The sequence below is a fragment of the Neobacillus sp. Soil_C_43 genome, from assembly GCF_057656715.1.
On sequence record NZ_JBDGJV010000008.1, the window covers coordinates 193955 to 213390 of the forward strand.

The window sequence follows — 19436 nt, forward strand, 5'->3', positions numbered from 1 at the left end:
TTAGTCAGCCTCCTCTCTATTAAAATCTACTCAGTATATTTATAAAACAATGATTGACCATAGTCTTTCTTTCCAAAGTTTTCAATGACGTCTTGTGTTTTTGGATCTACCATAAATTCTACAAATTTTTCGGCATCTTTGCTATTAATTTTATCATGCTTTTCAGGATTTACTTGCATTACGTGATAAATGTTCATTAAATCCTTGCCGCCTTCAACAACGATTTTAAGAGTATCTAAGTTTTTTTCCTGAGCAAGCCACGTTGCACGGTCAGTTAGGACGTATCCTTTTTTCTCAGCAGCGACCTGTAAGGTTTGACCCATTCCTTGTCCGGTTGAAACATACCAATTACCTTCAGGCTTAATGTTATCTAATGCCCAAATGCCAAGTTCTTTTTTGTTTGTACCAGAGTCATCACCACGTGAAACAAAAGTTGCTTTAGCAACAGCTAATTTTTTGAATGCTGCAGCAATGTCGTCACCGCTGACACCCGCCGGATTTTCTTTTGGACCAACAAGAATGAAGTCATTATACATGACACGTTTGTAGTTAATGGCGTCACCAGCATCAACAACAGCTTTTTCAGCAGCAGGGGCATGCACAAGAAGGGCATCGGCTTCGCCTTTTGTTCCCATCTCTAACGCTTGTCCAGTACCAACCGCAATGGTTTTTACTTTTACATTATTTTGCTTTTCAAACATAGGGATAAGGACATCTAATAAACCGCTGTCCTGTGTACTTGTTGTTGTGGCAAGAATCATCTCGGTTGGTGCTGCCTTAGGTTCTACTTTCTTCTCCTTAGCAGCAGCATCATTTGTTTCGGATTTTCCGCAAGCGGAAAGGACTAAAAGCATGAAAGCAAATAAAACGATTATGTAGCGGTTTTTTAACATGTGGTTTCCTCCGGTAAACTAGTTTGATAGATCACTTTTCCTAAATCTCCAATAGAGTAACCTTCTAAATCAGTTAAACTATCTTTGAACTCAGGGGATTGTAGGTATTGAATTAACTCCGTCAAGCTTTGTTTGTTTTCATCCGTAAAGCGAAACACAAGATCAAAATTTTCTTGGGCAACTGGAATAAAATCAAGTCCTAAATGACTGGCAGCGGACTGAATTCCAAAGGCAACATCTGCGATCCCTCTACTTATATAGGAAGCTGCAGAAAGATGATTCCATTCTTCATTGTCGTACCCGTTAATTTTACTAGGATTAATCCCATAGCTTGAGAGCTTAGAGTCAAGTAAGAATCTTGTTCCTGCTCCTTTTTGACGGTTGATGAATTGTACATCTTTTCTTACAAGGTCAGGGAAATCAAGAATGCTTTTTGGATTGCCCTTTGCAACGATAAAGCCTTGCTGTCTTGCCGCTAATCGAAGGACAAGGATTGATTCATAGACAAAAAGTTGATGAATAAATGGCAGATTATATTCTTGTGATGTCGGATCTAATAGATGAATGGCGGCGATATCGCATTGACCGCGGTAAAGCATCATAAGACCTTCTAGACTACCTATGTAAGAAGGCTGAATTTGTAGATTTAATGCAGTGCCAGCCTGTTTAGCAAAATGTTCGACAAGAAAATCGTGACTTCCAGATAGTCGAATAGAGAGGGAATGATTACTGAATGTGTTAGATAGACCAGCTTGACTTTTCTTAGCCGGAGCTTTCGTATTCTCTTTATACCTTTCAAGCTCGGCATGTTCAATTCTCATTTTGTTTCCTATTTTAAATGCCTGCAGTTCACCTCTTTTAATTAACTCATAAACCGTATGTTTAGAGATTTGAAAGATTTGGGCCACTTCATCGGGCGTATATGCCTTTTCTTCCATTCGTCACCCTCCTTTTCCAATTCCAAGTTTACTTTATTAAAAGATTATCATAATAGCTGTGATTTTTGTTAAGTTTTGTTAAGTTTTGTTTGGTTTCGTGTAGAATTGTCACGATATGTTCAAAGGGAGCTGTAAATTTCACATAAATATCACAAACTTCACTTTTTGTTCAATGGTGAGCATGGAAGTTTGTTGTAGTATAGTAGTAGAAATATTAAATTGTGGGATAAGGGAAGGGATGTACATGTCGAAGCTTTTGTATATTACGGCTAATCCGAAAAACGATATAAAGCTTTCAAAAGGAATGCAGATTGGGGAAGTATTTTTAGAGGAGTTTAAAAAGGAACAGCCGGATGTTGAAATTGAACATATGCACTTATATAGCATGGATATCCCCCAGATTGACATGGATTTACTATATGCACGTGCAAAATTATCCTTTATGGGATATACAAAAGATCAGCTTACAGAAGAAGAGCTGACAAAAATCGAGAAAATGCATGCACTTGCTGAGCGATTTATTGATGCGGACTACTATGTATTTGTTACGCCTATCTGGAACCTTGGTGCACCGGCCATTTTAAAATCCTTTATGGATTGTTTATTTATTGCAGGAAAAACATTTACCTACTCTGAACACGGTGCAGAGGGCCTTCTTACCGGAAGAAAGGCAATTCACATTCAAACACGCGGAGGCATTTATTCAACTGGAAAAATGGTTGATTTTGAAATGGGCGACCGTTATTTAAGCAAAGCCCTTGAATTCCTTGGCTTTGAATTGATGGAAACCGTTTTTGCAGAAGGAATGGATCATTTTCCAAAAATGATCCCGGAAATTATGGCAAAAGCGAAAGAACAGGCTGCAGAGGCTGCTCGTGAAATGGCAAAACAGACTGAAACAGTATAAAAAAAGGCGGCTCGAGTCATCTCGAGCTGCTTTTTTGTGATTATTATTTATTCTATTTGAGATAATCCATGTTTTATTTGCGATAACAGACCTTTTATTTGCGAAACCGCTCCACCTGATTAAAACTTCCCTGTAAATTGGAAAAACAAGACGATAATTCCTAATGCCCATACATAAATAGCAAACGGTTTTAATGAATTCTTTTTCAAATAACCAATCATCCATTTAACGGCAATATAGCCAAAAATGGCAGAAGAGATAATCCCCACGAGCAAAGCAGACAAGGAGATTTCCTCACCAGCGCCGCCCAACAAATCCTTCGTTTGTAGCACAATCGCACCAGCAATAGCGGGGGTTGATAAGAGAAAGGAGAAATAGGCCGCTGTTTCTCGATCTAATTTCCGCCACAGTGCTGCTACTATCGTCATACCTGAACGAGAGATGGCCGGCATAATGGCTACCGCTTGAAAAGTCCCAATAATCAACGCATCTTTATAGCTAATATCGTCCATTTTCTTATAACCATTTTTTGCTGAATCTGCGAGCCACAGGAATAATCCTGTAACGAGAAACTCCCAGCCAATCGTAACGCCTGTCTTGGAAATTTCATCAATGTAATCCTTTAAAGTAAGACCGAAAATAACCGCAGGGATCGTACCTACAATCAACAAAAAGGTTAACTTACTAAAGGGATTTTTGATGATTTTAATAAATTCATCCTTATAAAAAACGAAAACAGCGAGTAAGGTACCGATATGGAGCATGGTATCGAGTAAAAGCCCCGCTTCCTGTAGCCCAAATAAATTTCTTCCTAAATAAAGATGGCCTGTACTGCTAATGGGCAAAAATTCCGTTAAACCTTGGATAATTCCGAGAATAAGTGCTTCCAGTTTTGTTAACATAGGTCCCCTCTCATTTCTACATATTAATAAGCCTGTACATTTAAAAGATATGCATAGAAAAGCAACTTCATGAAATCCACCTTTATTTTAGGTTTATTTTACCAATTAGGTCAATTGAATTCTCCGACATTTAAACAAAATAAGTGCAAATGAAGGGTCGACTCCCATAAAATAGAACTATAACGTTCGAGAGGAGAAACGCTTTGGAACATACACATCTGCATTTTAATACTTCTATCGGAGTCAAAAAGCCAGAAAATATCCGGAACAAACAACAGGCCTGCCCTTTTTGCGAACGCGACCAACTGACGGACCTTCTAGCGGTGGATGGACCCATCATTCTATTGAAAAATAAATACCCGGTTTTAGAAAATGCATATCAGACCGTCTTGATTGAAACGGACGATTGCCATGCAGAGCTGTCAACTTATTCAAAAGATCATTTGCATCGGTTAATAAAGTTCGGAATCAAGCATTGGCTTGAAATGGAGGAAACTGGCCGCTATCGTTCGGTGATATTTTTCAAAAATCATGGCCCATTATCAGGAGGAACACTAGCCCATCCGCATATGCAGATCGTTGGCTTAAATGATATTGATTATAAAGAAAAAGTTACCCATGAAATGTTTGAAGGGCTTGTGATTGCAGAAGAGGAGGGCACTCGATTTACGCTTTCCACCAAACCACGTGTGGGATTTTATGAATTTAATATCGAGATGAATGATTCGAGGTACCAGGAACCATTTTCGGATTATCTGCAAATAGCGGTTCATTATATCCTGAATCATTTTCCATTCAAGGCAACGAGCTACAATGTGTTTTTTCATCATATTGATGATAAAATTTACGCCAAGGTTGTCTCACGTTTCGTCACCACTCCACTCTACATCGGCTACGGCCTTCCACAAGTCCCAAGCAACCTAGAATGGATGGCAAACGAAGTAAAGCGGATTTACTTTAAATGATAGGTTAAAGCAAAATCTTTAATTGACACTCTGTTGATTGAAGCTTCTTGAGCGGAAATCAACAGACAAGTTTAATGTAGGAAAATAGTATGTAAATAAAACCATTGTCGTTTAGAAGTTGTGATTTGTCCTCTTTAAAAATATAATGGAGGAATGGACAAGTTTTAATATAAGGTGGAGACCTAGTATGACTTCAAATAATAATACAACTTCTAAACTTGATTATAATCTCGTTTTTATACTGATATTACTTTTTCTAGCGAGCTGTTTAGCGATTTATAGCGCCCAGGCAAGCGGTCAATATAAGGAGAACTTCCTATTAAAGCAAATCGTTTGGTACGTCGTTGGTGGGGGAATTATTGCGAGTGTAATGACACTTGACTCGGATCAATTACGAAAGCTAACCTGGTATGCGTATGGATTCGGACTTTTCCTGCTGGCATTCCTGATTGTCGCGCCACCAAGTATTGCACCGGTTATCAACGGAGCAAAAAACTGGTTTAAGGTTCCTGGATTGGGTACCATCCAGCCGTCAGAGTTTGTTAAAATTTTCATTATTTTAGCTCTTTCCCGGACGATTGAGGACCACCATCAGAAAAATCTAATCAAAACGATGCAATCCGATTTTTGGTTGTTAGTGAAGCTTGGAATGGTAACAATGGCACCGTTGATTCTAATCATTAAACAGGACTTAGGAACTTCCCTCGTTTTCCTTGCCATCCTATTAGGTATGATCTTTATTTCGGGGATTTCCTGGAAGCTGCTCACACCGTTGTTTTCAGTCGGTGTCTTGCTTATTGGAACGATTTTTTACTTCGTTCTCTGGAATCCAGAACTACTTGAAAAATATCTTGGAGTAAAGCAATACCAGTTCAATCGGATTTATTCCTGGCTTGACCCGTATAGCTATCAAGGCTCAGATGCCTATCAATTGACCAAATCGTTACTTGCGATTGGATCAGGGCAGACTGGGGGAAAAGGAACAGGTAACCGTGAAGTGTATTTACCGGAAAGCCAAACTGATTTCATTTTTAGTGTCGTCGGGGAGGAATATGGCTTCATTGGAGCGAGTGTGTTAATCAGTTTATTTTTCTTATTGATTTATCACATTACTAAGGTTGGAATGGAAACGAAGAATAACTTCTATACCTATATCTGCGTAGGAGTAATCAGTATGATTACCTTCCACGTGTTTCAAAATATCGGAATGACTATTGGTGTTCTGCCAATTACCGGTATTCCATTGCCATTCATTAGCTATGGAGGAAGTGCCCTTATGGGGAATATGCTCGGACTGGGTCTAATCTTCTCCATACGGTACCATTATAAAAAATACATGTTTTCAACAACAGCATAAAACAGAAGAGAGCGGGGTCATTTTATGGCAGCCCGCTCTCTTTTTTTGTGGCTTCAAAATAGGGGTTTGGCGGAATATAATGAAAGGTTGGCGGAATTCTAGCCCAAGTCGGCGGAATAATTTCAAAAGTTGGCGGAATACCGACCCAAGTTGGCGGAATCTCGCAGCCAGCTATCAAATACAAGAAAAAGACCGCCTACATTCCAGGCGGTCCAAACATTCATGTTATTTTTTAAGGAAGATTTTCTCCACATCATCGAGCATTAGATTTGCAGCAATTACACCACCAGCTGTGTTCCAGATCGCATCGTTTACTTCGTGTACTTCCCCTTTTTTTGCTACCTCTAGGTTTTTGAATAATGGATCAGCAAGCCATTCTTTTGCAAGCGTATTGCCTTTTCCATCACCTGTATCATAAGTGAAATAGAAGAGAATGTCCCCATCCATCGCTGGAATACGCTCTTTCGTTACATTCTTTTCAGCAAAATCATCCACGTTTTGGCTCTCAGGACGAGCAAACCCAAGGTCATTTAAGATCACACCTGAGAAGGTATCTTTATGGTAAATACGAACTTCTCCAGACATAAAACGAACCATAGAAACCTTCATATTCTTTTTGTCACCAAGCTTTTCCTTGATGTCTGAAATTCGGGCATTGTACTTTTCTAATACTTCATTCCCTTTATCTACTTTATTAACAGCTTTTGCATAAAGAGAATAGTTCGCTTTCCAGTCGCCACGTAAAGTTTCGGCAAAAACAGTCGGTGCAATCGCACTTAATTGCTCATAAATTTTTTCTTGACGTATTTTATTTCCGATAATTAAATCAGGCTTCAATGCAGCAATTGCTTCAACGTTTACTTCACTCTCAGTACCCACAACTTTTGTGTCCTTTAACTGGTCGGCGATATGCTCATACCAAGGGTCACCCGTCCAAGATTTAACCGCACCAACAGGAGTGACTCCCATAGATAAAAGGGCTTCTGTTCCTTCGTTTGTAAGAATAACTACGCGTTTTGGTGTACTCTTGATAGTCGTCGATCCCATTGCATGTTCGACCGTATAGCTTTTTTCAGCCGCTGTCTTTGGTGTTTCTTTCTTTTCAGTTGTTTTTTCCTCTGCACCGCCACAAGCTGCAAGTAAGAAAATAGCTAGGATGGAGAAGATAGATAAAAAAGATTTTGTCATTTTCATATGTGTATGTATCCTCCTTGTTAAATGTAAATGATAATCATTTTCAATGACATCTTTATCATAAAATGAACGAATGGAAGATGTCAACGGTTTAATTGAAAATGATTTTCATAATCATTTACGATTTTGTGAACAAACTTTAAAAGGTAAATGAAAATGATTTTCATAGTCATTGACAATCATTATCATTTAGAGATAGACTTAAATTAATTACTACTATAAACATGTTAGAAGGGTTTCAATCACATGCTGTTAAAAAGTACACCATTAAAATGGCTGGGACTAATCACTGCCATTTTGCTAATGCTGTTATTAATGTGTGCCAGTGTCATCTATGGTTATACAGACACTAGCTGGCGGACAGCAATCGAGTCCTATACGAATTATAATGGGTCAAACGAACATATTATTATTCAGACTGTTAGATTCCCGAGAGCATTAATTGCTTCTGCAGTGGGGGCAAGCCTTGCCATAGCTGGAGTTCTCATGCAAACATTAACCAAAAACCCATTGGCATCGCCAGGAATCTTTGGGATTAATGCGGGAGCAGGGTTTGCTGTTGTTGTGGCCATTACTATATTTTCAGTGACAGATCTCCAAGCTTTCAACGGTCTCGCCTTCTTAGGTGCAGCAGTAGCCGCTGTCAGTGTATATGCCATCGGTTCCTTTGGCCGTGAAGGCCTGACACCGATGAAGCTTACCTTAGCTGGAGCGGCAATGTCGGCCATGTTTTCATCTTTTACACAAGGCCTGCTTGTAGTAGATGAAGCGGCACTGGAGCAGGTATTATTTTGGCTTGCAGGGTCTGTTCAAGGAAGAAAATTGGAGACCTTTTTTAATGTCTTACCTTATATTGGTGTTGGCTGGGTAGGAGCCGTGCTTATTTCTGGAAAAATGAATATCTTGTCCATGGGGGAAGATGTGGCTAAGGGGCTTGGGCTAAACACAGGCCTAGTCAAACTAGCCATCGGAGTCATTGTGATCCTACTTGCGGGCGGTTCAGTAGCAGTCGCTGGTCCGATTGGCTTTGTGGGGATTGTTGTTCCTCATATTACAAGATCCATTATTGGAATTGATCATCGTTGGGTGATTCCCTTATCCGGTATTTTGGGAGCCATCCTCTTATTGGCTGCAGATATCGCTGCAAGATATGTCTTAATGCCATCTGAAGTGCCTGTCGGTGTCATGACAGCGGTTATTGGGACTCCATTCTTTATTTTTATTGCAAGAAGGGGGTTCAACGGACGATGAGCAAATATAAAAACTTTCGCTTATTCAATGATAAAATCTCTTTTTTAATCGATAAGAAAGCAGCTACCACTTTTATCATCCTGCTTATTGCAGCCTTCATTGTCTTTGTTATTAGTACAGGGACGGGGGAAATGAAAATTAACCCACTCACGGTGGTACAAGTATTGTTCGGCGGCGGTCCTGAAATGGAAAAGCTTATTATTACCTCCTTTCGATTGCCAAGAATCATTGTTGCCCTAATGGTTGGTATTTCATTAGCGGTGGCCGGTGGTATTTTACAAGGGATGATTCGAAATCCGCTGGCATCGCCTGATGTCCTTGGAATTACTGGCGGCGCGGCTGTTGCAGTGGTTGGATTTTTAGCCTTCTTTAGTGATAAAAATAATGCTTTAACAGTCAGTCTTGCGTGGCTTCCATTAGCCGCCTTTTTGGGTGCTGGGATTGTTGCCTTTTTAGTGTACATCCTTGCTTGGAAAAATGGAATATCGCCTATACGTCTTGTTTTAATCGGGATTGGGATATCCACTTTGATGCAAGCACTAACGACATTGATGATGATCATGGGACCGATCTATCAGGCAAGTCAGGCAAACATATGGATTACAGGTACGGTTTACGGCTCTAACTGGAAAAATGTTGCTACATTGGTTCCTTGGACGATTACGTTCCTCTTAATTGCTTTCTTTGCAGCGAGAACCATTAATATTCAAGAACTAGGCGATGAAGTGGCAACGGGGTTAGGTGGAAAGGTCCAAAAACAACGATTTTTATTATTGATGATTAGCACCGCTTTGATTGGAAGTTCGGTAGCTTTTGCTGGAGGAATTGGTTTCGTTGGTTTGATGGCACCGCATATGGCAAGGCGGTTAGTAGGCTCTTCATTTGGTGCACTGCTTCCGGCTTCTGCACTAATTGGTGGTATCCTTGTTATGACAGCCGATTTGATTGGAAGAACAATGTTTTCACCTATGGAGGTACCTGCGGGTGTGTTTACAGCCGGTATTGGGGCACCATATTTTATCTACTTACTTTTTAAAACAAGAAATGCATAATGGAAGACAAACGTTAACGAAGGAGCTGGCATGAGAATGAATGCGATTGAAACGAAGAATTTATCACTTTCATATGGGGAGACCCTCATTATTAATGAGTTGAATTTGAAAATTCCAAAGGGTGAGATCACCGTTTTTATTGGAGCAAACGGGTGCGGGAAATCTACCCTTCTTCGTTCAATCGCCCGCCTCTTGAAGCCAACTTCTGGCAGTGTGTTGCTCGAAGGAAAAGCCATCGCAAAGCTTTCAACTAAGGAAATCGCCAAAAAGATGGCCATACTACCACAGTCTCCTTCAGCACCAGAAGGGCTAACCGTACTTCAACTTGTTAAACAGGGGCGCTACCCTCATCAATCCTGGTTAAAACAATGGTCGGAGGAAGATGAAAAAAAGGTCAATGAAGCCTTAAAGGCAACCCGTTTAGAGGAGTTAAAAGAAAGAACAGTAGACTCACTTTCAGGCGGACAAAGACAGCGTGCCTGGATTGCCATGACATTGGCTCAGGATACAGATGTTATTCTATTAGACGAACCAACTACTTACTTGGATATGACACATCAAATCGAAATTCTCGATTTACTGTTTGAATTGAATGAAAAGAAAAAGCGGACGGTTGTGATGGTCCTTCATGACCTTAACCTTGCCTGCCGCTATGCTCATAACGTGGTAGCTATTAAAGAAAAAAAGGTGTATGCCCAGGGGAAGCCTGAGCATGTCATCAATTGTGGTCTTGTGAAAAATGTGTTTGGAATGGACTGTGAGGTCACGATGGATCCATTATTCGGAACACCATTATGCATTCCTTATGGCAGGGGAAGATGTATTATCGATAAGGCGGTGGCGATGAATGGATAAAGAGCTGACAGAAAATGAACTTCTTGTATTGGAGAAATACAGGCTGGGCAGTAAAAGTGCAGATTCTTTTCCTATTGCCTCCCTGCTTGATGAGTCATTCCTTAAAGATTTTCTTGAAAAGTTAGCTTTGACCATCGGAGCACCTTCCACAAAGGTTGCTGCATCCATTTTTATTAAAAGATATGCTTTTTTAGCGGTAACGGTCCTTTATAGTATGAGTGTTTGGAATAAAAAGCTGAATGTATCAGTAGATAATGTATCAATGGAGTCTCCTGAACAGGGGAAAGCCTGGCTCCCGTCTTTTTCGTTGAAGGAGATGACTACACAGGATTGGAATGGAGAAAATCGCACTCAATGGCGTGATACCGTGCTCCGTGACCTGTTCGCCAACAACATTTATCCAATCATTATGGCATTAGAAAAAGCTGTTGGTATATCCAAGTTAATTCTGTGGGAAAATATTGCTGTTTACTTGTTTTGGCTCTATGAAAAAGAATTAAAAGACAACGAGAATAGTAATGTAGCAGACGACTTCCGTTATTTGTTACTAGAAGCAGAAGGTTCTTTATTTGGCCAATATAACTTGAATCCCCTGCAGCGATATGATGCTGAAAAGACCTATGTAGAAGAAATGAATGAAGAGATTCGTCTACGAAAAACGTGCTGTTTCTCTTATCAACTGCCAGCAGGAAAACGCTGTAAAGTTTGCCCATGTACGCATGTAGCTAAGGATGGAAGGTGTCATGATGGAGAAAGTATTTGTTCAGCAGTTCGAAGCTTTGCTTGAAAAGTACAGCGAGCTTTTGGTGGGAGAATCCACCGAAGAGGTTAAGGAAAAAGTGAAGGCGTGGGCCTTGTATACCCATATTGCAAAGTCTATGCCTGCTTTAGCTAAGCATTGGAATGAATTGTACCCTGATGGGAAAGAAGAAATAAAACAGATTGTTGGCGAAATTAAGCAGATGAACGAAAAGCATCGGAAATCAGCTCAATAAGTACATAAAAAACCCGGAGGCGGCGCCTTCGGGTTTTTGCTTAAATAATAATAATGTTTAAAATTCGACTTCGAGAATTGTCCAGCTCCAGCGCCTAGCCCCTCGGGTCAAATAACCTTCTGCAATAAAAGTCAAAGAACGACTTTTTTTGCAGAAGAACATTTGCCTGTCGGGGCTGACCAAGGCGCTTGCGCTTTTCTTATTGCATAGTGGTATTGCCGCCGCCATGCTGTGGCAACTGGTTGGTATAACCTTGGAACTGCTGGTACGATTGCTGAAGCTTTTGTTGATCGGCAGCTTCAATTGCATACCAGCCTTTTCTAAACATAAGGTCGTAAAGGTCGCGCTGACATTGCTGTGTTTCAGTAAAAATCTGCATAACATCCTGATACAAGCCTTCGTGGCTAGCTTCATGCAGTGCCATAGTGTAAGCCGTAGTCATATATTTTTCCGTAGACAGGATATCATTAATAAAATCACGATCGTTCATTTGTGGAGTCTTCGGCACCTGTGATTCAGGGTTTTGAATTTTTTGCTGGTTTTGGTTTTGATTCATCAGTCTGTCCTCCTTCTTATTGCATATTATTTAATGGCTGTTGCTGGCCTGAATGCATGCCTAGGTGGCCCAAAAGCTGTTGATAGTGACGCTCATGCATTTGACAAACCTTTTCTGCTTCCGCTTTAATTTCAGGGTCTTGGCACTGTCCGGCAAAGAAGTGCGCTTTCTTCGCTGAGAGCAAATTCCATGACATCATATCGGTTAAATAAAGAGCATCCTTTGTAGATACTACACCTGGAGGCTGTTGCATGGTCGCTTGTTGGTTTTGCATGTTCATATTTTGTTGCTGCATTGAGAATCCTCCTATTAGTTTTGTTATTTACTTACTTTTTTGTTCTTTTGAACTTGTCTGTTGATTTCCGCTCCAGGCGCTGCGCTTTCCGTGGGTGTTTCGGCGAGCCTCCTCGGCGCTATCGCCTGCGGGGTCTCCCCTGAACCATACTCCCACAGGAGTCTTCGCGCCTTCCGCTCCAATCAACAGGGGATAAAAATCAACAATGTTCTTTAAACAAAGCCTACCTTTTAAACTGATTGTTCTGGCTGTTTTTTTTGTCTAGGTGGGCTTCTTCATTTCCTGGCCCGCCATTTCCCTTGACACTAGCCGCACTAACTCCAGCTTTGGAAGGGTTCTTCTTCATTTTCGCCATCTTTATCACCTCAAGAATAGGATGCCCAGTGCTTAGAAATTATGTAAGAGGAGACAAATGTTCAAAAAAATTTCAAATTTCCGCTATTATTGATTGCACAAATTTTCTAAATATTTTATTATAAATAATAACAAAGCTCATTCAGAAATATTTTTTTTGACTAAAAAATGAATGAGTATTCATTCAAAGTTTGAAGGGGGAGACAGTGTTGAACCAATTAATTAAGAAAGCAGCTGTCCTAGGATCAGGAGTAATGGGCTCAGGGATTGCAGCACATCTAGCGAATATCGGAATTCCTACACTATTATTGGATATTGTGCCACGTGAATTAACGAAAGAGGAAGAAGCTAAAGGACTTACATTACAAAATAAACAAGTTCGCAACCGAATCAGTGCGACTGCTATTCAAAAGCTATTAAAGCAAAAGCCGGCCCCACTGACCTCCAAGAAAAATCTTGCTCTCATTGAAGCAGGAAACCTTGAAGACGATTTAGTGAAATTGAAAGATGTCGACTGGGTCATCGAGGTAGTCGTTGAAAACTTAAAGGTTAAACAGCAGGTTTTTGAAAAAGTGGATCAATTCCGTAAACCTGGAAGTATCATTAGTTCGAATACATCTGGTATCTCTGTCGAGGCGATGGTTGAAGGCCGCTCAGAAGATTTCCAAAAGCATTTCTTAGGAACACATTTCTTTAATCCACCTCGTTATTTAAAGTTACTCGAAGTTATTCCAACTCAGTACACGGATCCAGAAATTCTTTCCTTTATGAAAACTTTCGGTGAGGATGTACTTGGAAAAGGCGTGGTAGTGGCTAAGGATACGCCTAATTTTATTGCCAACCGTATCGGTACGTATGGTCTTCTAGTCACTGTTCAAGAAATGTTAAAGGGCGGCTTAAGTGTTGGAGAAGTTGATTCCATCACAGGTCCGCTGATTGGCCGGGCGAAAAGTGCAACTTTCCGTACATTAGATGTAGTCGGATTAGATACCTTCTATCATGTTGCCAACAACGTCTATGAGAAAGTGGATGGCCATGAGAAAGAAGTGTTTGAAATTCCTACTTTTCTTAAGGCGATGGTGGAAAAAGGCTGGCTTGGCAGCAAGTCCGGACAAGGGTTTTTCCTGAAAAAAGGAAAAGAAATTCTTGAGCTTGATCCAAGCACATTGGAATATGGACCACGTAAAAAGCTGACAACTCCATCTGTTGAATTAGCAAAACAGGAAAAAGGCTCAGGGAATAAATTGAAAGCGCTTGTTTACGCCAATGACAAGGCGGGGCAATTTTTATGGAATACGACCAAGCAATCGCTTTTGTACTCAGCGAAGCTATTAGGTGAAATTGCCGATGATATCGTAGCCATTGACCGTGCCATGAAATGGGGCTTTGGCTGGGATAAAGGACCGTTTGAGACATGGGATGCGATTGGTGTTGAAAAATCGGTTAAAAAGATGCAGGAAGAAGGAATGGAAGTACCTGCTTGGGTGACGGAAATGCTTGAAAAAGGCTTTACCTCTTTCTATATCGAGGAAAACGGTGAGTCATTTTTCTATCATAACGGTCAATATCGTTTAGTAGAATTTAATCCGAAGGTAATTGACCTTAAAAAGATTAAAAACCAAAAAGGTGTCATTAAGAAGAATAGTGGGGCGAGCCTAATTGACATTGGCGACGGTGTAGCACTCCTAGAGTTCCATTCACCGAATAATGCCATTGGTCTTGATATCGTGCAAATGATCAACTTTGCTGTGGATGAGGTGGAGAAGAATTATAAGGGCCTTGTCATCGGTAACCAAGGAAAGAACTTCTGTGTAGGTGCGAACCTCGCCATGATGCTGATGGAAGCACAGGATGACAATATCTATGAGCTTGATTTAGTGGTCCGTCATCTCCATAGCGCATTATTAAAAGTGAAATACAGCTCGAAGCCAGTGGTAGCAGCGCCATTTGGTATGACACTTGGCGGCGGTGCAGAGGTTTGTCTGCCAACGGCACATATTCAAGCATCATCAGAAACCTATATGGGGCTTGTTGAAGTCGGTGTCGGCCTGCTTCCAGGCGGTGGCGGAAACAAAGAGCTTTATATTAAGCACTTAGAAAATCTTCCAAGCGGTGTTCCGTTTGATTTGCAAAACGTCGCAAACAAAGTGTTTGAAACGATTGCAATGGCTAAGGTTTCTACATCCGCTGAAGAAGCACGCGAAACGAATTTCTTAGACGGATCTGATGGCATCAGCTTTAATGGGGATCACCTGTTGTATGATGCGAAGCAAGCCGTTCTTGCCTTACATGAGCAGGGCTATAAGCCAAGAGTACGTAAAAAGGTTCCGGTAGTAGGTGAAACCGGTTATGCAACTCTTTTACTAGGTGCAGAAGCGATGCGCTTATCAGGCTATATCTCCGAGCATGATCTGAAAATAGCTAAGAAAGTTGCCTATGTGATCGCCGGTGGAAGAGTGCCATTTGGAACGGAAGTAGATGAGCAATACCTGTTAGATTTAGAAAGAGAAGCGTTCTTAAGTCTAATCGCAGAGCCAAAATCACAACAACGTATGCAGCACATGCTGGTAAAAGGAAAACCGTTACGTAACTAGAAAAGCGGAAGCGTCTTGTTCAGCCCCGACAGGCAAATGTTCTTCGGTGAGAAAAGTCCGCCTTTTGACTTTTCTTGCCGAAGGTTATTTGACCCCGAGGGGCTAGGCGCTGCAGCTGGACAGTAATCAAAGTTAAGTAGATATTTTTCTAATTCGATAGAAAGCGAGGGAACTTGCATGAGAGAAGCGGTAATCGTGGCAGGAGCCAGAACCCCGGTGGGTAAGGCAAAGAAAGGAACGCTTGCCCATGTTCGTCCTGATGATTTGGGAGCATTGGTGGTAAAAGAAACATTAAGACGTGCAGGAAACTATGAAGGAAATATTGATGATTTAATCATTGGCTGTGCCATGCCTGAAGCAGAACAAGGCAATAACATGGCTCGTAATATCGGGGCACTTGCAGGTCTTTCGCATACGGTCCCTGCCATCACAATCAATCGCTTCTGTTCTTCAGGACTACAAGCGGTTGCCTATGCAGCGCAGGGCATTATGACCGGCCAAATTGACACAGCAATCGCTGGCGGAGCTGAGTCAATGAGTATGATCCCTATGATGGGGCATGTGGTTCGACCAAACATTAAGCTTGCAGAAACGGCACCGCAATATTACATGGGAATGGGCCATACAGCAGAAGAAGTGGCTAAGAAATATGGCATTAGCCGTGAAGACCAGGATGCCTTTGCGGTAAGAAGTCATCAGCGTGCAGCCAAGGCAATTGCTGAAGGAAAATTCGTCGATGAAATCGTACCAGTAGATGTGACCATTCGTACTGTTGGTCATGACAATAAACTAGTTGAAAAAACAATCCAATTTTCACAAGATGAGGGCGTTCGTCCAGAAACAAACCTAGAAACCTTAGGTAAACTACGTCCTGCGTTTTCTGTAACAGGAAGCGTAACAGCAGGTAATGCTTCACAAACAAGTGACGGAGCTGCTGCATTAATGGTCATGGACCGTGAAAAAGCGGAATCACTTGGTTTGAAGCCATTAGCTAAATTCAGATCGTTTGCAGTTGGAGGCGTGCCACCTGAAATTATGGGTGTTGGCCCAGTGGTCGCTATTCCAAAAGCAGTGAAGCTAGCTGGATTGGAATTATCCGATATTAACTTGTTCGAATTGAACGAAGCGTTTGCTTCCCAATCGTTGCAAGTCATTCGTGAGCTAGGCTTAAATGAAGAGATTGTGAATGTAAATGGTGGTGCGATTGCTCTTGGACATCCGCTTGGATGTACAGGTGCGAAACTAACCCTTTCACTGATTCACGAATTAAGACGCAGAAACGAGCAATTCGGTGTAGTAACCATGTGTATCGGTGGCGGTATGGGCGCTGCTGGAGTATTTGAACTCTTGTAATGAAAAAGGACCAGGGGGAAGAGAGACTTAGCCCCTGGCTAATCAAAGATTAGGAGGAATAGAGATGGCAAATCAAACAGAAAAGATTATTAAAGGCGGAAGCTTTTTAATTGAGGATGTATCTTATAATCAAGTATTTACACCGGAAGATTTTTCAGATGAGCACAAAATGATTGCTAAAACAGCAGAAGACTTTGTGGAAAACAAAGTACTACCACAAATTGAACACTTAGAAAACCATGAGTTTGATCGTACAGTAAAGCTTCTAAAGGAAATGGGGGAGCTTGGTCTTTTAGCGGCTGACGTACCAGAAGAATTTGATGGTCTAGGTCTAGATAAAATTACTTCTTCATTAATTACTGAAAAAATGTCTAGGGCTGGCGGATTCTCACTTTCTTATGGTGCCCACGTTGGTATTGGGTCCTTGCCAATCGTATTATTCGGTAACGATGACCAAAAGGGCAGATATTTACCTGGCCTTGCTTCAGGTGAAACGCTTGCAGCTTACGCATTAACTGAGCCAGGATCTGGTTCTGATGCCCTTGGTGCTAAAACAACAGCGAAGCTTAATGCTGAAGGCACACACTATATCTTAAACGGTGAAAAACAATGGATTACAAACGCTGGTTTTGCAGATGTATTCGTCGTGTATGCAAAGGTGGATGGTGAACACTTCACTGCATTCATAGTGGAAAGAAACTTCCCAGGCGTTTCAACCGGCGCTGAAGAGAAGAAAATGGGGATCAAGAGTTCTTCCACTCGTACTCTTATTTTAGAAGATGTTCCTGTACCAGTTGAAAACCTATTAGGTGATTTTGGTAAGGGCCACGTCATTGCCTTTAATATTTTAAATATCGGCCGCTATAAATTAGCTGTTGGCGGTGTAGGCGGATCGAAGAGTGCCTTTGAAATGACTGTAAAGTATGCAAATGGCCGCAAGCAGTTTAAAACGCCAATCGCTCAGTTCAACTTAACAAAAGAGAAATTTGGTACAATGGCATCCAAAATTTATGCAGCAGAAAGTGCTGTTTACCGTACAATCGGATTATATGAGGATAACCAAGGTAAGCTGACTGATGAGGAAGCGAAAGACATTAAAAAGGTGGCCAATTCAATTGCAGAGTATGCGATTGAGTGTTCATTAAACAAATTTTTTAACAGTGAAGTGTTAGATTATGTCGTTGATGAAGGCGTTCAAATTCATGGCGGATATGGTTTCATGCAAGAGTACCCAATCGAGAGAGCATACCGTGATTCTCGTATTAACCGCATTTTCGAAGGTACCAACGAAATCAACCGTTTGTTAGTATTAGGCACGTATCTGCGTAAAGCTATGAAGGGTGAGCTTCCATTATTCCAAAAAGCAATGGCACTTCAAGAAGAACTTATGATGCTTATGCCTGAGGAGCCAGGTGATGAGCCGTTAGCACAAGAAAAATATTTGGTGAAAAATGCGAAGAAAATTGGTTTACTTGCAGCCGGTTTAGCCGCACAAAAATACGGCAAGGCGATTGAAAAAGAACAAGAAATATTCGTAAACATTGCTGATATTGTTTCTAATGCGTATGCTATGGAATCTGTCGTATTACGTACAGAAAAAGCAATCGCTAAAGACGGTGTGGAGAAGAGCAAACAAAAGCTTCTTTACACACAAATTTTCTGTCAAGAAGCATTTAATAAAATCGAAGCAGATGCGAAAGAAACATTGGTGGCCGTTGAACACGGTGATACTCTTCGCATGATGTTATCTTCCCTTCGCAAATTTACTCGCCATACGCCAATTAACGTGATTGCGAAAAAGCGTGAAGCAGCAGACGTGCTTATCGAAGCAGAACGCTATATCGTTTAAAATGAAATCAGGGCTCCCTTTTTCTCAAGGGGGCTTTTTATTTTTTAAAATAATATATAGATAAAGAAGGAGTATTTACGAAATTAGTCGAATTTTTATTTGGAACATATTTTTTGCATTAGGATTTTGAAAAACGTTATGATAATATTCAAATGACGTGAATACGTCATTGAATGAAGTGGGAAAAGGCGGTGAAACTTATGTCGATGACTTTTTACTGGTATCCAAAATGCGGCACATGTCGAAACGCTAAGAAATGGCTGGATGCCCATCAACTTTCCTATGAAGAAGTACATATTGTGGAACATCCCCCAAGTCGTGAGCAACTGCAGGATCTTTATCAAAAAAGCGGACTAGAACTTAAAAAATTCTTTAATACGAGCGGTATGAAATATCGTGAATTAGGTATAAAGGATAAGATGAAGTCAGCAACTGACGAAGAGCTGCTAGACCTACTTGCCTCCGATGGGATGTTAATCAAGCGGCCGATTTTAACTGATGGCGAACGAGTCACCGTAGGCTTTAAAGAAGAAGAGTATGAAAAAATGTGGCAATAAGCCTGCTCTTCCTTTCCTGACTCATGGTAATCGATTTTATTCGATGATAGATTTTAGAAAAAACAATGGAGGGATTTAAGCGAATGAGTACACCAAAAGAGTTACGTTATTCAGAAGAACATGAATGGGTAAAAGTTGAAGGGGAAAAGGTGCGCGTTGGTATCACTGACTTTGCACAGCATGAATTAGGAGATATCGTATTCGTAGAACTACCTGAAGTTGGTACTGAAGTATCAGCTGACGAGCCATTCGGAAGCGTTGAATCTGTTAAAACAGTTTCTGAGCTATATGCTCCTGTAAGCGGAAAAGTGGTAGAAGTAAACGAAGACTTAAATGACAGTCCTGAATTTGTAAATGAATCTCCATATGAAAAAGCATGGATGATTGTCATCGAACTTTCTGATAGCAGCGAAGTAGATAAGCTAATGACTGCTGAACAGTACGAAGAAATGGTTAAAGAAGACTAATCATCATCATTAGAAAAGCACCTTTTGATCTGACCCAATAAAGTTAGACAAAATATTTCTATGCAACTTTTAAGACTTGAGTTCGGTACTCCACCGGACTCA

General features: G+C 40.9%; 20 protein-coding genes. 13 read left to right on the forward strand and 7 right to left on the reverse strand.

Going from position 1 to position 19436, the window contains the following annotated elements:
- Window positions 1–26 precede the first annotated feature (26 nt).
- Both AC3A54_RS12990 and AC3A54_RS12995 read right to left on the reverse strand, forming a co-directional pair.
- Entirely contained in the window at window positions 27–893 is an 867-nt protein-coding gene (locus tag AC3A54_RS12990; RefSeq protein ID WP_335544701.1) for an ABC transporter substrate-binding protein, read from the reverse strand.
- A complete protein-coding gene (locus AC3A54_RS12995) occupies window positions 887–1831 on the reverse strand; it encodes a helix-turn-helix transcriptional regulator (RefSeq protein WP_487654761.1) in 945 nt (314 codons plus the stop codon). Before AC3A54_RS12995 ends, AC3A54_RS12990 begins: the two co-directional genes overlap by 7 nt.
- 244 nt (window positions 1832–2075) lie before the next feature.
- On the opposite strand from AC3A54_RS12995, the gene AC3A54_RS13000 reads away from it, so the two are divergent.
- Window positions 2076–2738 carry an FMN-dependent NADH-azoreductase gene (locus AC3A54_RS13000; protein WP_335544699.1) on the forward strand — a complete coding sequence of 221 codons (663 nt, stop codon included), beginning with the start codon at window positions 2076–2078 and terminating at the stop codon, window positions 2736–2738.
- 119 nt (window positions 2739–2857) lie between these two features.
- Here AC3A54_RS13000 and AC3A54_RS13005 read toward each other — a convergent pair whose 3' ends face one another.
- Window positions 2858–3640: an undecaprenyl-diphosphate phosphatase gene (locus AC3A54_RS13005; protein WP_308082604.1), complete on the reverse strand. Its 783-nt coding sequence runs from the start codon at window positions 3638–3640 to the stop codon at window positions 2858–2860.
- A 203-nt stretch (window positions 3641–3843) separates the two neighbouring features.
- Here AC3A54_RS13005 and AC3A54_RS13010 point away from each other — a divergent pair, with 203 nt between their 5' ends.
- Together AC3A54_RS13010 and AC3A54_RS13015 are read left to right on the forward strand one after the other, a co-directional pair.
- Window positions 3844–4605: a DUF4931 domain-containing protein gene (locus AC3A54_RS13010; RefSeq protein ID WP_335544698.1), complete on the forward strand. Its 762-nt coding sequence runs from the start codon at window positions 3844–3846 to the stop codon at window positions 4603–4605.
- Between the two features lie 187 nt (window positions 4606–4792).
- Window positions 4793–5962: an FtsW/RodA/SpoVE family cell cycle protein gene (locus tag AC3A54_RS13015; RefSeq protein ID WP_308082606.1), complete on the forward strand. Its 1170-nt coding sequence runs from the start codon at window positions 4793–4795 to the stop codon at window positions 5960–5962.
- A 225-nt stretch (window positions 5963–6187) separates the two neighbouring features.
- Here the strand turns inward: AC3A54_RS13015 and AC3A54_RS13020 are convergent, their stop codons facing one another.
- Window positions 6188–7156 carry an ABC transporter substrate-binding protein gene (locus AC3A54_RS13020; protein ID WP_487654762.1) on the reverse strand — a complete coding sequence of 323 codons (969 nt, stop codon included), beginning with the start codon at window positions 7154–7156 and terminating at the stop codon, window positions 6188–6190.
- Window positions 7157–7402: 246 nt separating this feature from the next.
- On the opposite strand from AC3A54_RS13020, the gene AC3A54_RS13025 reads away from it, so the two are divergent.
- Genes AC3A54_RS13025 through AC3A54_RS13045 form a run of 5 tightly spaced genes read left to right on the forward strand, consistent with a single transcriptional unit; the run spans window position 7403 to window position 11309 of the window.
- Entirely contained in the window at window positions 7403–8407 is a 1005-nt protein-coding gene (locus AC3A54_RS13025; RefSeq protein ID WP_487654763.1) for a FecCD family ABC transporter permease, read from the forward strand.
- The gene (locus AC3A54_RS13030) at window positions 8404–9459 is read left to right on the forward strand and encodes a FecCD family ABC transporter permease (RefSeq protein WP_487654764.1); all 1056 of its coding nucleotides are present in this window, start codon (window positions 8404–8406) and stop codon (window positions 9457–9459) included. The genes AC3A54_RS13025 and AC3A54_RS13030 overlap by 4 nt, the downstream gene beginning before the upstream one ends.
- 36 nt (window positions 9460–9495) lie before the next feature.
- On the forward strand, window positions 9496–10314 hold the full coding sequence (locus tag AC3A54_RS13035; RefSeq protein WP_487654765.1) for an ABC transporter ATP-binding protein: 819 nt from the start codon (window positions 9496–9498) through the stop codon (window positions 10312–10314).
- Window positions 10307–11101, forward strand: a complete 795-nt coding sequence (gene fhuF, locus AC3A54_RS13040) for a siderophore-iron reductase FhuF (RefSeq protein ID WP_487654766.1) — start codon at window positions 10307–10309, stop codon at window positions 11099–11101. The genes AC3A54_RS13035 and fhuF overlap by 8 nt, the downstream gene beginning before the upstream one ends.
- Window positions 11061–11309: a DUF2573 family protein gene (locus AC3A54_RS13045; protein ID WP_335544719.1), complete on the forward strand. Its 249-nt coding sequence runs from the start codon at window positions 11061–11063 to the stop codon at window positions 11307–11309. The genes fhuF and AC3A54_RS13045 overlap by 41 nt, the downstream gene beginning before the upstream one ends.
- A 199-nt stretch (window positions 11310–11508) precedes the next feature.
- On the opposite strand, the gene AC3A54_RS13050 is transcribed toward AC3A54_RS13045, so the two are convergent.
- The 3 genes from AC3A54_RS13050 to AC3A54_RS13060 form a co-directional block, all read right to left on the reverse strand.
- Complete coding sequence (locus AC3A54_RS13050) at window positions 11509–11865, reverse strand: spore coat protein (protein ID WP_487654767.1); 357 nt, start codon at window positions 11863–11865, stop codon at window positions 11509–11511.
- 16 nt (window positions 11866–11881) lie between these two features.
- Complete coding sequence (locus tag AC3A54_RS13055) at window positions 11882–12160, reverse strand: hypothetical protein (RefSeq protein WP_308082613.1); 279 nt, start codon at window positions 12158–12160, stop codon at window positions 11882–11884.
- A gap of 223 nt (window positions 12161–12383) precedes the next feature.
- Window positions 12384–12515, reverse strand: coding sequence for a YuzL family protein (locus AC3A54_RS13060; protein ID WP_307285483.1), 132 nt, complete (start codon window positions 12513–12515; stop codon window positions 12384–12386).
- Window positions 12516–12723: 208 nt separating this feature from the next.
- On the opposite strand from AC3A54_RS13060, the gene AC3A54_RS13065 reads away from it, so the two are divergent.
- The 5 genes from AC3A54_RS13065 to gcvH all read left to right on the forward strand — a co-directional run bounded on the left by AC3A54_RS13065 (window position 12724) and on the right by gcvH (window position 19334).
- Window positions 12724–15108 carry a 3-hydroxyacyl-CoA dehydrogenase/enoyl-CoA hydratase family protein gene (locus tag AC3A54_RS13065; protein ID WP_487654768.1) on the forward strand — a complete coding sequence of 795 codons (2385 nt, stop codon included), beginning with the start codon at window positions 12724–12726 and terminating at the stop codon, window positions 15106–15108.
- Between the two features lie 177 nt (window positions 15109–15285).
- Window positions 15286–16461, forward strand: coding sequence for an acetyl-CoA C-acetyltransferase (locus AC3A54_RS13070; RefSeq protein ID WP_487654769.1), 1176 nt, complete (start codon window positions 15286–15288; stop codon window positions 16459–16461).
- Between the two features lie 64 nt (window positions 16462–16525).
- Window positions 16526–18310 carry an acyl-CoA dehydrogenase family protein gene (locus AC3A54_RS13075; RefSeq protein WP_487654770.1) on the forward strand — a complete coding sequence of 595 codons (1785 nt, stop codon included), beginning with the start codon at window positions 16526–16528 and terminating at the stop codon, window positions 18308–18310.
- A 200-nt stretch (window positions 18311–18510) separates the two neighbouring features.
- Complete coding sequence (locus AC3A54_RS13080) at window positions 18511–18867, forward strand: arsenate reductase family protein (RefSeq protein ID WP_335532783.1); 357 nt, start codon at window positions 18511–18513, stop codon at window positions 18865–18867.
- A gap of 83 nt (window positions 18868–18950) precedes the next feature.
- Entirely contained in the window at window positions 18951–19334 is a 384-nt protein-coding gene (gcvH, locus tag AC3A54_RS13085) for a glycine cleavage system protein GcvH (protein WP_308082618.1), read from the forward strand.
- The last annotated feature ends 102 nt before the right edge of the window (window positions 19335–19436 follow it).